Annotated in this window: 12 protein-coding genes and 3 pseudogenes; 10 read left to right on the plus strand and 5 right to left on the minus strand. The window is 61.3% G+C overall.

What is annotated here, in order from left to right:
- Nucleotides 1-47: 47 nt before the first annotated feature.
- Both BF95_RS31105 and BF95_RS31110 read right to left on the minus strand, forming a co-directional pair.
- Nucleotides 48-248, minus strand: a pseudogene (locus BF95_RS31105) (transposase); the annotation flags it as partial.
- A 191-nt stretch (nucleotides 249-439) separates the two neighbouring features.
- Nucleotides 440-729 (minus strand): annotated as a pseudogene (locus BF95_RS31110) (IS110 family transposase); the annotation flags it as partial.
- A gap of 283 nt (nucleotides 730-1012) precedes the next feature.
- Between BF95_RS31110 and BF95_RS27420 the strand changes: the two are divergent.
- From BF95_RS27420 to BF95_RS15355, 7 genes and pseudogenes are all read left to right on the plus strand, one after another.
- Nucleotides 1013-1639: a hypothetical protein gene (locus tag BF95_RS27420; protein WP_152542747.1), complete on the plus strand. Its 627-nt coding sequence runs from the start codon at nucleotides 1013-1015 to the stop codon at nucleotides 1637-1639.
- Entirely contained in the window at nucleotides 1575-2234 is a 660-nt protein-coding gene (locus BF95_RS15335) for a hypothetical protein (protein ID WP_152542749.1), read from the plus strand. The genes BF95_RS27420 and BF95_RS15335 overlap by 65 nt, the downstream gene beginning before the upstream one ends.
- A 421-nt stretch (nucleotides 2235-2655) precedes the next feature.
- On the plus strand, nucleotides 2656-5304 hold the full coding sequence (locus tag BF95_RS15340) for a PD-(D/E)XK nuclease family protein (protein WP_043152318.1): 2649 nt from the start codon (nucleotides 2656-2658) through the stop codon (nucleotides 5302-5304).
- On the plus strand, nucleotides 5304-7925 hold the full coding sequence (locus BF95_RS15345; RefSeq protein ID WP_200866979.1) for a UvrD-helicase domain-containing protein: 2622 nt from the start codon (nucleotides 5304-5306) through the stop codon (nucleotides 7923-7925). Before BF95_RS15340 ends, BF95_RS15345 begins: the two co-directional genes overlap by 1 nt.
- Nucleotides 7925-8710: a hypothetical protein gene (locus BF95_RS28330; RefSeq protein WP_200866980.1), complete on the plus strand. Its 786-nt coding sequence runs from the start codon at nucleotides 7925-7927 to the stop codon at nucleotides 8708-8710. Before BF95_RS15345 ends, BF95_RS28330 begins: the two co-directional genes overlap by 1 nt.
- A complete protein-coding gene (locus tag BF95_RS15350; RefSeq protein WP_043152320.1) occupies nucleotides 8707-10011 on the plus strand; it encodes a phospholipase D-like domain-containing protein in 1305 nt (434 codons plus the stop codon). The genes BF95_RS28330 and BF95_RS15350 overlap by 4 nt, the downstream gene beginning before the upstream one ends.
- A 66-nt stretch (nucleotides 10012-10077) precedes the next feature.
- Nucleotides 10078-10499, plus strand: a pseudogene (locus BF95_RS15355) (integrase core domain-containing protein); the annotation flags it as partial.
- Nucleotides 10500-10550: 51 nt separating this feature from the next.
- Here the strand turns inward: BF95_RS15355 and BF95_RS28105 are convergent.
- Nucleotides 10551-10802, minus strand: coding sequence for a hypothetical protein (locus BF95_RS28105; RefSeq protein WP_162472458.1), 252 nt, complete (start codon nucleotides 10800-10802; stop codon nucleotides 10551-10553).
- 195 nt (nucleotides 10803-10997) lie between these two features.
- Between BF95_RS28105 and BF95_RS15365 the strand changes: the two genes are divergently transcribed.
- Nucleotides 10998-11807 carry a DUF7146 domain-containing protein gene (locus BF95_RS15365; protein WP_235209780.1) on the plus strand — a complete coding sequence of 270 codons (810 nt, stop codon included), beginning with the start codon at nucleotides 10998-11000 and terminating at the stop codon, nucleotides 11805-11807.
- Nucleotides 11808-11864: 57 nt separating this feature from the next.
- On the opposite strand, the gene BF95_RS15370 is transcribed toward BF95_RS15365, so the two are convergent.
- A complete protein-coding gene (locus BF95_RS15370; RefSeq protein ID WP_043152326.1) occupies nucleotides 11865-12140 on the minus strand; it encodes an HU family DNA-binding protein in 276 nt (91 codons plus the stop codon).
- A 149-nt stretch (nucleotides 12141-12289) separates the two neighbouring features.
- On the opposite strand from BF95_RS15370, the gene BF95_RS15375 reads away from it, so the two are divergent.
- Entirely contained in the window at nucleotides 12290-14329 is a 2040-nt protein-coding gene (locus tag BF95_RS15375) for a ParB/RepB/Spo0J family partition protein (protein ID WP_043152328.1), read from the plus strand.
- Nucleotides 14330-14437: 108 nt separating this feature from the next.
- Complete coding sequence (locus BF95_RS15380) at nucleotides 14438-14695, plus strand: type II toxin-antitoxin system Phd/YefM family antitoxin (protein WP_043152330.1); 258 nt, start codon at nucleotides 14438-14440, stop codon at nucleotides 14693-14695.
- A gap of 169 nt (nucleotides 14696-14864) precedes the next feature.
- Here BF95_RS15380 and BF95_RS15385 read toward each other — a convergent pair whose 3' ends face one another.
- Entirely contained in the window at nucleotides 14865-15530 is a 666-nt protein-coding gene (locus BF95_RS15385) for a UPF0149 family protein (protein ID WP_043152331.1), read from the minus strand.
- Between the last annotated feature and the right edge of the window lie 374 nt (nucleotides 15531-15904).

The following is a 15904-nucleotide window of genomic DNA, read 5'->3' on the forward strand; positions in this document are numbered from 1 at the left end:
ATCGATCTTCGACCCATCCAAATTCAGACGGGACATTGCACCTATGATAAAAGCAGTCTGCGGATATCRGCCTGACCCGCTTTCGAAATACGTCCAAGGCGCTCCTTTCCGCCCGAGGAGAATTGTCGCGGGACAAGACCGAGCCAGGCCGCGAAGTCCCGCCCGCATCGGAAGCTCTCCATTGATGGRGCGAAGGCCTCGACCGCTAAGGCTGTTAAAGGGCCAACTCCCGGAATCGTCTGTAGCCGCTTGGCCGCGTCAGTTTCAGCCGCCAGCGCTTTGATCTTCTTTGTCCGTATATTGATACGCTCAGTTTTCTCAGCGATCTGTGCCARTAGATCTCGGCATTCCTCCCCGCATCAAAAACGGGGCAAAATCGCTGTTAAGCTCATCAAGAAATGTCCGCAATCCTGCAGAGCTGATTTATGCCTTGGGGGGACAACATGACCATATTCATAGAGCGCCGCCCTTACGGCATTGACCAGTTCCGTGCGTTGATGAACCAGCCGTTCTCTTCCGCGAAATAGAATCGCCCTGCTTTGCTGCTCTTCCGACTTTGGATCAACAAACCGCATCTCTGGTCGTTGAGCCGCAATTACGATCGCTTCAGCGTCAGCGGCATCATTTTTTCTGTCGCTTCACGAACGGCTTAACATAGTGTGGTGCGATAAGTTTGACCTCGTGGCCAAGCCGGATCATTTCCCGGGCCCAATAATGCGCACTGCCACATGCTTCCATCACGATCACCGCCGACGGTTGCGCTGCCATAAATGCGGCGAAGGCTGAACGCGGAAGCTTTTTCCGAAACTTGGGTTCGCCTGTCATTGACGCTGCATGAAGCTGAAACACGGACTTTGCCAAGTCCACGCCGATCATTGTATCTTTTGACACGATTGCCGTCCTTTCCGCTCAGTGGTCCTAATTCCACTATCCTGGCACATCTCAGTGCCGTCTGGGGAGGGCGGCAACCACCCCATCTCGTCAAGCAGCTGCCGAGGGTGCCCGCAGTTTTTTGAGCGCCGCAGAATGGCCTCCTCTGGCCGCCTGCCTTTTGCAAATCGCTTTCCTATGCGGGACGCATACTGAAGTTGCGCGCGCGAGTAAGGGAACCAAGGCGGTAAACTCGACACCAGCGCCTATCAGTAACGCTGAGGCTTTGGTCATCAGTAATGATAGTGGAACACCTGTCCTTACGCTTGCCCAGATCAGTCCACCGGATTCGGAAGCTGGATGGCGCAAGGTCAGCAAGGATGACACCGGCATTAGCCGGTTAAATCCCCTTTTGCAGGTGGTACCTGGCATGGCGATGGCCGTAGAGGTTGGGACCAGCAATTACATGAATGTGAGCCCGGCTGGAACCAAATTGGTGGAGAGCGTCAAACACGGTGGCCTTATCGGCACACTCCGCAAAATCGGCACGAACGAACTCGCCGGAGCCACCAAACTCGATGTCGGGAAGCTTTTGGTCCTAGCCACTTCCGGCGCGGCTCTCAATATCGCATCTGCTGTGTTGGCGCAAAAACATCTCGCCGACATCAGCGAGAAGCTCTCGGACATCAAGGAAGCCATCGAGGATGTCGCTACGTTTCAAAAAAAACGAGCGTCGATCGGTCCTGACAGGATCGATCCGCTACTTTGAACAGATTGCTGGGTCCGTGCTGTCCGGAGAGCTCTCGGATGAGGTGGTTCACGTCATTGAAATGCACGAGACCAAGCTGCTGGAGGTGCAGGACCATCTTGCCATCGACATCCGCAGCCAAACCGAAGCCCTGAAGATCCTGAAAGATGAGGAGTGGGTCCGACAGGGTAAGTATATAAAGGCGTTGTATGAGCAGCAGTCAGCACTGGACAAACTCTATCGCGAAATGCTGCTGTGCTTACGCGCGCGCGCCTGTGGCTGGCAGCTCTTCTCTGCCTTCCCCGACCGAGAACAGTGTAAATGGGATCGGCTTCAGGATATCAGAGCCTCTGTACTAGCCTTGCTGCCGCAGGGCGAGGCAGCCATTGCGCTGGACCAACTCCTCCGCGAGAAAATCAAAGCCGTCACCAGTGCTAATGAACGCTCCAAAATTTTGCGCAACGAAAACGCTGTGTTAGACCGCATCTCCGCTCAAAGCGCGATTGTGTTCGATGGCCTCCAAACAATCGGCACGGATATCTCCACTCACGACGCCCCCCTCTCGATAGATTTGAAAATTGAAGATGGGGTCATCGTAGCAACGCGTATGCGTTGAGCTGCAAGCAACTCCTCAAATTTTCTGGAGCTGAACAAGGCATCGTGAGGAGCCCGGCTGCCAGTTCTCGGAAGGAAGAACGGTAGGTGTTGGCAAGAGCCGACATTTCCAGCACTGCAACGGAACGGCCTAAGCTGGTCGCACCTGTCGCCTGCGGGAACGGCATGGCGTGGGACATCAATCCTTTCCTAACCGAACTCGCATATCGCCGCGAAGTGTTAGGACAAGAGTGCGACCGCTGGTACCGTCGGCGTTGGCGCTAAGAACGGCATCGCAACGGGGTCTATCGTACGAGTCGAAGCGAAAACCGGCGTGCAGTTCGACCGCACGTCGTGGTTGCCAGGGATCAGGCAAGTCCGTCGTTGATCCATACTCACCTGCCATCTACTCTCGAAAGATTGGCAACAGTCGAAAGTGTCTCATGCAGCGGCAGACCTATATCGTACACGGTCGTCTCGCGTCCCGTGAGATCCGTCTCGACGCCGCCCGCAACCAGCACCACGGCACCCAGGTAATGGCGTTCGAGCAACTGGCGGCACGCCTCGCCGGCGGCTTCGCGCAGCCCATTGACGCCGAATCGCTCCGCGATGCGATCCAGCGCGTGCTCCCGGAAACCGATCTGGGCGAACTCGACACCATCAAGCTGCTGCCTGGCATGGTCGGAGCCACGGCCGATACGCTGCACAAGGTCTGGCGCACCGGGATCGATCTCTCGGCACGAGCGGCCAACCATCCCCGGCTCGCCGCTATGGCGACCCTCGAGGAGGCCGTGCTGGCCGTGCTGCCGCCCGCCATGCTCCGGCCGGTCGATCTGGCCTCTCACGCAATGGACCGTCTCCAACACGCGCCTGCGTTGTTCGGCGAGATCCATATTCAGGGCATCAGCGAGCTGTCGCCGTGTTGGCGCGACCTGTTGTTCGGTCTGGCGAAAGCGGTGCCGGTTCGCTGGCACGCCGGCCCGCGCTCTGTGCCCGCTTGGCTCGACGGCTCGCCGGTCGAGATCATCCGGTCAGCGCCGAACACACCGCAGATCGAGGCAGTGAGCGCTGCCAATGGTTACCACGAAGCGATCGAGGCTTTGCGCTGGGCTCGTGAGCTGATTGCGAGTGGCACGGCCAAACCGTCCGAGATCGCGATCGCGGCAGCGGCGCCTGCAGTCTATGACGATGAATTCATGGCACTGAGGGCCGACGCCAATATCGATCTGCACTTCGTCCACAGCATTCGCGTCGTTACGACGCGTGACGGTCAGACGGCCGCCGCGCTCGCTGACATACTGGTGCGGGGCGTGTCGCAGGCGCATCTGCGTCGTCTTGCGACGTTGCTGGCCGGAAGGGGATTGTTCAAAGCTCTGCCGGATGGTTGGCAACGCGTGCTCCTACCCGATGCGCCGCTCTCCTGCGCCGACGCCTGGACGCGGCTCCTTGGCGCTTTGACGCCCGATCGCTGGCCGGACGGTATCGACCATGCACCGGCGTTGCGCGCGATCGTCGACACGCTTTCGGGCGGCATCCCGCAGGCCGAAGAGATCGGGCGCGCGTTCCTCTCGGGCGGTGCCTTGCGCATTTGGCGCAAGGCACTGCTTGCCGGAAGCCCGGCAGCCATCGATGTCACCATCGACAGCCTTCGCCAGGAAGATGCGTGCGAAGCCTGCGTTTCGGTCGTCTGGATGCCGGCGTCGGCACTGGCGGCTTCGCCGCGCAAATTCGTGCGCCTCCTTGGTCTCACCTCGACCGGCTGGCCGCGGCGGATCTCGGAAGACCCCCTGCTATCGGATCACATCGTTCCGACCAGCGAACTGGATTCGCTGCCGGTGACCGCCGCCGATCGCCGCGACTTCGAGACGATCCTTTGTACTACAGCCGCGCAGGTCGTGCTGTCCCGGCCGCGTCGTGACGGCGAGGGTCGCCTGCTTGGCAAGAGTCCGTTGCTGCGTGGCCAGCCCGTGGCCCGCTATGTCCGCCGCAACTGTCGACCGGCACACGCGATGAGCGAGACTGACCGTCTCGTCGCGCGTCCGGTCGATTTCGGTGCCTTTGCGCAGGCGCTCTCGGCGACGGCATGCTGGCAGGATTGGCAGCGCCCGACCGTCACCGCCCATGATGGCCTGGTGCGCGGCGACCATCCGGCGGTGCTGGCGGCGCTTGAACGACGGCAGTCGGCGAGCTCGCTCGCCAAACTGCTGCGCAACCCGCTCGGCTTCACCTGGACCTACGCGCTTGGGATCAGGGCACCGGAGAGCGCGGAGGAGGCGCTGGTACTGGATGCGCGGCAGAGCGGCATCTTGCTCCACGATACGCTGGATCATGCCGTGCGGTTGCTCGAGGGGGAGGGAGGACTGGCCCGCGCGCGACCGGACCAGGTCGTCGCGGCGATCGAAGCTGGTGCCGCGACGGTCACGGCACGGTGGCAGGCCGGGCAGGCCACCCCGCCGCTCGTAGTGTGGCGGCGGACACTCGAGGATGCCAAGCAGACCGCGCTGAACGCGCTGCAGCATCCCGAACCACCGCTTGCAGATCAGAAAAGCTATACCGAGGTCCCCTTCGGCGGGCAGGCAGCGAAATCTGACGGCGCGATCCCATGGGATCCCGCCACACCGGTCGCGATCGCCGACACCGGGTTTCAGATCTCGGGCTACATTGATCGCCTCGACCTTTCGGGCGATGCCGCACGGGCGCGCGTGCTCGACTATAAGGGCGGAAAGCTACCGCCAAAGCCGGTCATCCTGCAGGGCGGCAAGGAGCTCCAGCGCTGCCTCTACGCTTATGCGGTCAAGGCGCTGCTCGGCGACGATATCGAGATCGATGCGGCCTTGCTCTATCCGCGCGATACCGAGGCCCGCCATCTCGACGCGCCGGCCGATGTCCTGGAGGAGCTTGCCGGGCATCTGCGTGCGGCGCGCGCGAGCCTGCTCGCCGGGCGCGCGCTGATCGGCCCAGACAATGGCGGTGATTATGATGATCTGAGCTTCGCGCTGCCCGCGAACGCCCCCAACGGGTATTGCCTGCGCAAACTCGAACACGCGCGAGTCGCTCTCGGCGATGCGGCCATCGTATGGGAGGCGATCTGATGACCGGTACTACACCCGCCCTGCACGACGAGACCGCGCGCCTCGCTGCAATGACCGCACATGATCGCTCCGTGCTTGTCGAAGCCGGAGCCGGTTCGGGCAAGACCGCTGTCATGGCCGGCCGTCTTGCCCTGCTGCTGGCCGGCGGCACCGCCCCCAAGGCGATCGCGGCAGTCACCTTCACCGAACTCGCGGCGAGCGAATTGCTCGCTCGCGTTCGCGACTTCGTCGACGAGCTGCTCGACGGTAGAGTGCCACGCGAACTGGCCATCGCCTTGCCGAACGGTTTGTCGGCGGAACAGCAAGCGAGCCTCGAGGAGGCGGCTGCCTCGATCGACGAGATCACCTGCTCGACGATCCACGGCTTCTGCCAGCGGCTTATCAAGCCATATCCGGTCGAGGCCAATATCGATCCAGGCGCGGCGCTGATGGATCCGGCGCAGGCCGAGCTGGTGTTCGGCGATATCGTCGATCGCTGGCTGCGCGATACGCTCAATGTCGGCGACGATAGCCTTGTCGCGGAACTCGTCTTCCAGAACCCGGCGAAGGCAACCGAGCTGATCGCAACGGCCGCCGCGGCCCTGCGCGACAACCGTGTGCTCGTACCGCCGGCCTCCGGCCCAATCCAGCCGCTGGTGGCGGCGTTCCGCACCGCCACGGAGGCATATCGCACCTTCGTCGTTGGCGCGGCCGCGCAAGAAGAGGAAAGCATCGCCGGCGCTTCGGCCTATGTCGAGATGGCCGCCGGTGTCGCGTTCGCCGAGACGGACGAGACGTCGTCGGCGCTCGTCGGGCTTCTGACGTCGCTGCCGCATCCTTCGCTCTGTACCGCCAAAGGGGCGTTCAGCGTCTACAAGAAAAAGGGGAAATGGGAGGCGGCCGCAAAGGCCGCGGGCCTCGCCAAGGCGGAAGGTGGTGTGTTGAATGCGCGTGCCGAGGAGCTGCATCTCGCCTGCTGCGAGGGCTGGACGCGTTTGCGGCAGGGCGCTGCGGCGCACGTTCTGGCGGAGCTGATCTGCGCGATCCAGCCGATCGCGGACGGCTTTCGCGATTATAAGCGCTCAGCCGCCCTGCTCGATTTCGACGACCTAATCTTTGCCGCGCGCGATCTCCTGCGCGACCATGGCGATGTTCGGGGCGCCCTATCGCGCCGCTACGCCCATGTGCTGGTCGATGAATTCCAGGATACCGATCCGTTGCAGACCGAGATCTTCTGGCGGCTGTGTGGCGATCCAGCTCTCGGCGCGGATCCGCTCGACTGGGTCAGCTACCGGATCCGGCCGGGCGCACTGTTTTTGGTCGGGGATCCCAAACAGGCCATCTACCGGTTTCGCGGTGCCGACGTCGCCGCCTATGTGCGAGCGCGCGAAGCCATCCGCGCGTTCAATCCGGACGATCTGCTCTCGATCTCGACCAATTTCCGGTCCTGTGCCGCGATCCTCACTTATGTGAACGAGCGCTTCGCGCCCCATCTTACGGAGGAGAAGGGGCAGCCCGGCTTCACCGCGCTCGACAGCTTTCATCCCGATAACGAGGAAGGACTGTGCGTCGCAACGCTTCCCGTTGCCTGTGCAGACGAGGACGGCAAGGCCAAGGCGGGCGTGCAGCGCGACTGCGAGGCCGAGGCGGTCGCTGAGATGTGCAGCCGCCTGATCGGCAGCCAGATCATCGTGGATCGCAAGACTGATACGAAGAGGCCGTGCCGCCCTGGCGACATTGCATTGCTGGCCCCGGGCGGGACCGAATTGTGGCGCTACGAGGAGGCGCTCGAGAAGCGCGGAGTGCCGGTAGCGACCCAGGCAGGGAAAGGGTTCTATCGCCGGCAGGAGGTGCAGGACCTCATCGCGATCGCCCGCGTACTGGCCGACAGTCGTGATACCCTCGCGCTTGTCGCACTCCTGCGCGGGCCACTGGTCGGGTTGAGCGAAGAGCAGCTGCTCGACCTCGTTTGGAGTCAGCCGCGTGATCCCGAGCGCCCCGATGCCCGACCCAAGCTTACCATCCATCTCGCGGCGGAGGCGATCGGGGACTCGTATGCGCGCGACATCGTCGAAAAGCTGCAGGCTATCCGTCGCGGGATCAACGCGACGACCCCGCACCAGCTTCTCGCCGAAGCCGTCGACCTGCTCCGCGTGCGTCCTATTCTGCTCCAACGACACGGCGGGCAGGCAGAGCGGCCGTTGGCAAATGTTGATCTCTTCCTGAGTCTCGCGCAGCCGTATGGCGTGCGCGGCATCAGGGCGTTCGCCGACGCGATGACCGCTGCCTGGGAGGGGAAGACCCGCTCGGCGGAAGGCAGGCCCGATGCGCAGGAAGAGGCGGTATCGCTAGTGACGATGCATGCGTCCAAGGGATTGGAATGGCCTATCGTCGTACCAATCAACACGATGACCTCGGGCAACGAAGTGCGCGATCCGATCATCGACGGCGAGACCAAGACAATCTTTCTGCCGATCTTCGGCGTCGCGCCCGCGGGCTATGAGGACGCCAAGACCGCCGAGGTCGCCGAGCGCGAGCGCGAGCGCCTGCGTCTCTGGTATGTCGCAGCGACCCGAGCGCGCGAGCTTCTCGTGCTGCCCAAGCTCGACGTGGCGCCGGCGCGAAGCAGCTGGAACGCCTGATGGACTTCGATCTCGACGGATTGCCGTTGATCGCGATCGATCACCACCCGCCGGGCTTCGAGACGGTCGATAGCGATCCGGAGAATAGCCAGACGCGCGAGACGTTCGCGGCCGAAGCCGCTGCCGTAATGGCAGCGACGCTGCGCCTCCGATGGATCGCACCGAGCCGTGACGAGGATCCGCAGGGACCTCTCGAGGTGGTCGCCGAACCGAAGATCGTCGTGGCCGCCGACAATGCGCCTGCGCCGGACGTGGCGATCTCGGCGCAAGGCGGACGCGAACGGGGTCTCGTGATCCATAAGCTGTTCGAAGAGGTGCTGACCGGGGAAACCGCGGACGATCTGTCCACACTCACCGCCCGGGCGGCGGATCTGGCGCGCGCGATCGGGCGCGAACCAGGAAGGGACGCGATGTCGGGTCTCTCTGCCGAGGAAATGGCGGGCACGGTCGCGAGGACCTTGCAGCTGTCGGAGATCGCGGCGCTTCGCCCCCGACTCCTGGCCGAACTTCCCGTCTACGGACTAAGCGAGGATGACGGCGTCGACCTTGCGACGTTCGGCATCGTCGATGCGCTATGCGTCGGCGAGGACGGAAAGCCCGAGCTAGTGATCGACTGGAAGAGCGACGTCAGCCCAAGCGCCGCAGCGTCGGATCACTACCGATCGCAGGTCCGCCGATATCTGGAGGTTACCGGCATTCCGAAGGGTTTAGTCGTGTTCGTGACTACAGGCGATGTGCTGAGGGTGTCGGCGCCCGTCCTCACACTCTCAAAGGCCCGGACTTGAGCCGCCAACCTCGCCTTCGCGTCGAGCCCGCAACCCTCATTGCGAACGACGCACCGGAGGATCATGCGAAGGCGATCGCTGAAATAATCGCTGACGCCGACGAGATCATGATCGCGGTAGCTTTCCTCAAGCTTGGGGGGGCTGACTTTTTGGCACCAAAACTGTCGAAACGTCTTAAAGCTGGCGCCGTCGTTGAGCTTTTTATCGGCACTGACTTCTACCTAACCCAACCCTCCGCTTTGGAGCGGCTCCTTGAACTCAAAAACCAGCATCCAGCCTGCAAAGTGAGCGTTGCGGACAAGGCATCGGCAACTTTCCATCCAAAGGCGTACCTTACGCGTCGAGGGAACAGCTACCGAACTCTCATCGGTTCGGCGAACCTCACTCAGGGCGGATTGAAGTCGAACGACGAATTGTCAATGTGCGTCACCCACACCAAGGGAGACGATTTTACACGCGCCCTGTTGGATACCTTCAATCGGTATCGGGTCGGAAAGCGCTTCCAAGATATAGATCCACTGGTCCTTCAGCAGTACGCCTCGAGGCATGAGATAAATGAGCGCGAACGGAAGAAGTTCGAGAAGGCGAGGGATGCCGCGCTTCCCGCTGGATTCGACCTCCGCGTAATCGAAGCCTGGTACGCGCGATACCTTGCTGATCCACAGGCGGTGTCGGATCTCGCCGAACGGAAGCAGCGTCGGTCGGAAGCCCTCAAGGTTCAGAGGCGCATTGCCGCGTTGAAAGATGGGCGGCTCGATCAAGCCTCGCGGATCGCCTTTCAGGATGGGTTGCGGGATCTGATGACCTCCAAGGGAGGTCGGCATCTATGGGGCTCGGGCGATATCCATCGGAGGGGCACCGAGGCTCTGTCCCACCCAAAGCCGATGATCGAGCTTTTCGCGTCAGCTCAGGCCGCAGCGCAACGGCCGCCTCGTGAGGGTTACGAAATGATCCGCAAGCTTGCCGACCCAATCCCAGGCGTCGGCCTCAACATGGCGACTGAGATCCTCTGCAACTTCGCGCCGGACCGCTACGCGATCTACAACGGCAACACGGTGGGTGCTTTAGGGGCTCTCGGCATTGCCGCTCCCCAGTTCGCCAATTTTCAGGCGATCGGACCGGCGCGATATGAGGGACTTTGTGCAACCATCAAAGCCTTAGGCGCGCGACTTGGCGGCGCAAACTTTTCGGAATCAGACGCCTTCCTCAACTGGCTGTACTGGAAAACCAAAAAAGCTAAGCCTCATGATCAGCGTGCTGCATCCTCGCGACATGGAACAGCCGGTGGTGACCTTGGATGAGACGAATGGCTGGTTCCAGCACAAGCGGCCGCTCACATTACGGCTAGTGAAGGTCGTGAGTTGGTCGATTGCTGCCGGGAGAACCTGTGGCTGGTCGGAGATAGCAGCATCTCGGGTGCCCAAGTGGCGCGCGAACTCGATACGCTGGTACGGCTCTATGGCAAATCGGCTTGCATTGTCAGCGATAGCGGAACCGAGTTCGTCAGTCGGGCGCCCCTAGAATGGGCTGGCAAGAAAAAGGTCGAGTGGCATATCATCGACCCGGGCAAACCTCAGCAGAATGGGTTCATCGGTCCTTCAACGGCTCGCTGCACGACGAACTGCTCAACGAGGAGTTGTTTGAGAGCCTGGCCGATGCGCGCCGGAAGCTGGCCATCTAGCGCTATGATTACAACAATGTCCGGCCCCACTCGTCGTTGGGAAATCGGACGCCTGCACAAACGCGTCGGGCGTTCGAGCAAGACGAGAGCATCACTCCCGACGCGCTTGTACACGCGCAGGGGCCATCGTGTTTAACGGGGGGCAGGTCATCTGGGTACTCATTCAAGCAGCGGTGTCGCAAGACTATGCATCATCTTGGCCATTTTTGCCCGCGTCCGGCCCGACAACCTGATGAAACTTCGCCTGCGATCAGGAGAATGGAGAATGCGATCAAGTAGATCATCACCCAACATTTCGATGGTCCTGCGATAGACACCCGCTGGTCTCGGATCGGCGGAATTGGGAAAAAATTGCCTCAGTACTTCATCCAAATTCCACTGCTCGATTATGAAAAGATCGAACAGCATCATCCAGTCAGACTCCTGATAACGCTCGAGACCCAATCAATTCGGAAGTCCGCCTGGTTCTCAAGTGCAAAAAGATCGATCGCACCGGAGGGGAGGCTGAGAGGGAAGATGAACCTATGCGAGACTATAACAATGAAATCTTTAAAACTTGAATTCGAGGGCGAAGCACTTTGCCGAAAGCTAGGCGGAACATGGCAAATGGATCGCGGTCTGTGCCTATGTCCCGCCCATGATGACCATAATCCCAGCCTGTCTATCCGTGTTGGCAAAAGCGCGCTGCTGTTCAAATGCTTTGCCGGTTGCGACACGAGAGACGTCCTGCGAGCAATCCGGCATTTACGCCTGCCCCATTCGGAGCAACACATTTCCGATTTGTCGCGCAACGTGCCCTCGCCTCACGCGGGTGCAGGGCCAGCCCTACGCATATGGAACGCATCCACATCCCTCGTGGGAACGCCCGCGCAAAGCTACCTGTCTGGGCGCCTGCTCACGCCGCCCTGGCATGATCTGCGCTATAATCCACGCACGCCGCTGGGAGGAGGCAGCCGCGCGCTGTTCCGGCCCGCCATGATTGCAGCCGTGCGGGAGAGACGACGGCTCGTCGCCATCCACCGCACCTTCCTTGATGCCGCAACTGCCACCAAAGCAAAGGATCTTGCCGATCCCCGCATGATGCTCGGACGTCCGGGGCGCGGCGCGGTACAACTCATGCCTCCCACTTCGGTGCTCGGCCTCGCCGAAGGCATCGAGACCGCGCTGGCGGCGATGCAACTGCACAAGATCCCGGTATGGGCGATCCTCGGGACAGAACGGGCCGGCCATATCCTGCTACCCGACAGTCTCGAACGCCTCGTTCTGCTGTTCGACCGGGATGAGGCTGGATGGAAAGCCAACAAAAATGCGAGCCTCGCCTATGAGCGTCCTGGCCTTGAGATCATCAGCGCGTGGCCGCCGCCGCCCAATAATGATTGGGCGGATGTGCTGGAAGGGCAGTCACGCGCTGCCTGATTACCATGATGCGGCTCCGCTGCCCTGCACCTGTTGGCAGCAGAGCAGCGATATAGGTCAGCCGTTAAGACGGTCCTTGATCACCTTGGCGGGGGTGAACGTCAGCTTCTTCGACGCCTTGATGGCGATGGTTTCGCCGGTGGCCGGATTGCGGCCCTCGCGCGCTGCAACGTCCTTGACCTTGAACTTGCCGAACCCGTTCAGCGAAATCTCGTCGCCTTTGGCCGCCGCGTCGGCAATGACCCCAAACAGGGCGTCAACGAGTTTGCGTGCGTCAGCCTTGGTCAGTCCATGATCGGCGCTGAGCGCTTCAGCCAGCTCGGAATTGTTCATAAAACGTCCTCCTGAAATTGTGCAGCTGCCGTGTCTAGCGTCACGGCACTGTGCCGTCACGCCTCAAAACGGCGCAAACGAAAGGAGAGGGGGAAGGAAGCGAATGCGCGGTTCGATGTGCGGGCCGCAGCTTTTGCGGAGTTTGTTGCATGACCAAGCCATCCATCCTCGTCCCGGCAACCCATCTCACCAAGTCGCCCGTCAATGTGCGCAAGCGGACCGATCCGCGCGCTGACGCTGAACTCGAAGCCAGCATCGCCGGGCATGGACTTATCCAGAATCTCGTCGGCGTGCCGGTCTCCCGTAAGAAAGGTCATTATCGCATCACTGCCGGTGGCCGCCGCCTCGATGCGATCCATCGCCTGATCGAGAAGGGAACGCTGCCTGCCGATTATGAGGTCCCCGTCCTTGTTCTTGCCAAAGCGAAGGACGGCCGCGAAATCAGCCTTGCTGAAAATTATGACCGGCTGCAGATGTCGCCTGCCGAAGATTGTCTGGCATTTCGCGATCTGATCGAGGTCGAGGGCCGCAGCACGGCGGAGATCGCCAAGCGCTTTGGCATCGAGGAACGCTTTGTTGTCGGGCGCCTGCGTCTCGCGAACCTCGCCCAGCCGATCTTCGATGCGCTCGAGGCTGACGAAATCACGCTCGACGTGGCCAAGGCCTATGCGACGACCGCGGACACCGCCCGTCAGACGGCGATCTGGGAGACGTTGCGAGGCAGCTATTCCCGCGACAATGTGAATGAAATCCGGCGGGCGCTCAATGGCTACAGCTATCGCGCAACCGATCCCAAGGCCCTGCTGGTCGGGCGGGATTCCTATATCGCGGCAGGTGGCCGTGTAGAGGACGCGGACCTGTTCTCCACTGCAGCGGACGAGCGCTGGATCGACACCCATATTCTCGATGATCTGGCGGAGACGAAACTCGCCGCGCACGCCGAGGCACTCCGCGAGCGTGAAGGCCTGGGGGAAGTACGCATCGTCACCGGCGCGCGAATCCCCTATATGGAGACCTATGCGATGCAACCGCTGACCGGCGTCGCCGAACCGCTCACGCAGGCGCAGGAAGCGCGTAAACTGGAGATTGAGGAGGAGATTGCCGAGATCGAACTGCTCGCCGAAAACGAGGCCTATGAGCCGGAAGAGGATGAGGAACAGCGCTATGCTGCCCTCCAGGCGGAACTCACGGCGATCGTAGAGCGCGAGGTTGTGATCGATCCTGAGCAGAAAGCGACCGCTCTAGGCTATGTGGTGCTCGGCCAAGACGGCACACCGCAAATCCATCATCAACTCTATATCGCGCCGGCGTCTGACGAGGAGAGCGGCGAGGCCGATGATGAAGGCGACGAGGGCGACGATAATGCCAGCGTTGAAACGCAGGAGAACGATGCTGCCGAAAACGCTCGCCCGGTGATGAGCCTGCGCCTTCGCGAAATGCTGGCGATGATGAAGACTGAGCTTCTTGCGGTCCACGTCGCCAGTGATCCCGCGTTCGCGTTAGATCTCGGCACCTTCATCATGGTCGATCGTGAATCCCGCCTGGCGGCCTTCGACATGCCGAGCGATCTGCGGGCTTCGGTGCCTTCCCGTCTCTTGCCCGATTTCAAGCCGGAAACAGCGGCGGCGGGTGAATGGACGAAGCTTGACGGGGCGCTTGATCGGAGCTGGCTCCACCACCCGGCAGTTCCAGATCGTTACGACGCCTTCTGCGCGCTGCCAGACGATGCACGAGCGGCCTGGCTCGGATGGGTGATCGCACGCACGCTTCATGCCGTTCCTGCCGGACAACGCGAGGCAGGCTTTCTCGATCATCTGGGGCGGAAGCTCGGGATCGATGTCGCTGCCTGGTGGCGGCCGACGGCGCTCACCTATTTCGACAAGCTGACCAAGCCTGGCATCCTCGCTTTGTTCGAGGAGATTGGCGGACTGGAGTTGCGGGTACGCTATTCCGGGTCGAAGAAGCACGATCTGGCCGCCTCGGCCGAGCGGTTGTTCGGTGGCGATGTCATCATCGAGCCCGAAATCCAGGAACGGGCGCTCGCCTGGCTGCCCGAGGAAATGCGGTTCGCCGCCCCCGAAAGCGGCGACGAGCTGACCTCGCCCGACAATAGCGACCACGACCTGGCGGACATGGTGAACAAGGAAGGTGGCAACGAAGGCGACCAAAGCTTCGCGCAAGCCGCCTGAACATGGCCGGGGGCACGGCTTAGTCCCCGCCCCCGGTTTCGGCCTTGGATGGAACTGTATAACGGTCTAAAATGAGCCGCTGCTCTCAATCGCCAGAGATAATGGCCTATGCATATTTCCATATCTGATGCGGCAGGCCAACTCATCGACCTTGTTCGGCGCGCGGAAGCAGGAGAAGAAATCATCCTGACCGGTGAGGGTCACGCTTCAGTCCGTCTTGTTCCGGTCAATATGCCTACTGACAGTGCCAGCCGCCGCGTTTTGCTGGAAGAGGTGCGCTTGGCCGCCACAGCCAAGACGACAACTGGCCCCAATGCGGCGCGTAGCCAGGACTTTCTTTATGGCGATGATGGCATGCCCGGATGATTGCGGTCGGAACGGGAAACAGCGAACATGTCTGCTGCATTTTGTCGGAGACGATTTCAGCCGGGCGGATGTCGATCGCCGTTTAACTTGATCGGGTTGACGGGTTTGGAAGCGCGCAGAGGAAGACCCAGCTGACGGTCATGCCGCGCCCGCAGTTGTCCGCGATCATTTAGTTCAAACCGCAGCACTTCTTGTATTTGGCGCCTGACCCGCAGGGACATGGATCGTTACGCCCTGTCTTTTCGCGCTTGATGGTGACCGGTCGGTAGGGGTCATTTTCAATTCGCCACTGGTGCAGCATCTCGACCCAAATCGGGATCAGGTCAGGTGCTTCCCGATCCCATTGGTCTTCCGCAGTGAGAGTCAACTTTTTCGTCCCATCGGCAAACGAGCGAAGTTCGCGAATACCCTCTATCGCGGCGCGGCAACCGGGATCATCGTCATTGAGGACACGCTGCCAGCCCGAAGGGGCAAGATCCATCGCCTGTCCGAAACCCTCGATCCACATCTCCCACAATGTCTCGTCCGACCGTGTGTCGATCTCCAGCACGGGTTCGAAGCTGCCCGGCTGACCCAGGCAGGCCAGGATGACATGATAATGGTGCATGACGAGGTCTGTGAAATGCTGGAAACCGCCCAGGTTGGTGAAATCCAGCATGCCCGTGCCGTCTTCGCCGACCCAGATCATCTTCAGCCATTGGCTTGGTGCAAGCAGGTCGGGACTGACAAGTATCCCTGTGAGGAAACCGTCCAGCTGCGACAGCAGCATGCAATCCTCGCCTTGATCAAGCAGCAGCCGATCGAGTTCGCCGAGATAGTCGAGTGGAATAGCCATGCTCTTCCATAGCCTCGAGCCGATCCCCCGTCACCGGGTCTGATCTATCCTTCCTGCAAAGTCAGGGGACGGAATGAAGGAGAGCGGGAAAAGGAGAGCCGGATCGGGCTGGATCCTCCCGCGGCGTAGCGCCCCCTGGAAAATTCCGGCTTATCCATTTGAGACGAACCGAGGTTTGGCCGTCGGCACTATAGTCGACGTGCAGCCGCTCCCTCGCTGAGCCCCGCAATCCTAGCCCAACAATCCAGCCCGTGCCCGCTGCACCCGGCTGCGTGGAGTCACGTCCATGGCACAATTCCAAATCCTGTCTCCCTATTCGGCTTCCGATTGGCGGCCGGTAACGATCGAATTCAACTATGCACCACATGGCGATC

Origin of the sequence: Sphingobium sp. Ant17 (assembly GCF_000588875.1) — a bacterium.
Taxonomy (GTDB): domain Bacteria; phylum Pseudomonadota; class Alphaproteobacteria; order Sphingomonadales; family Sphingomonadaceae; genus Sphingobium.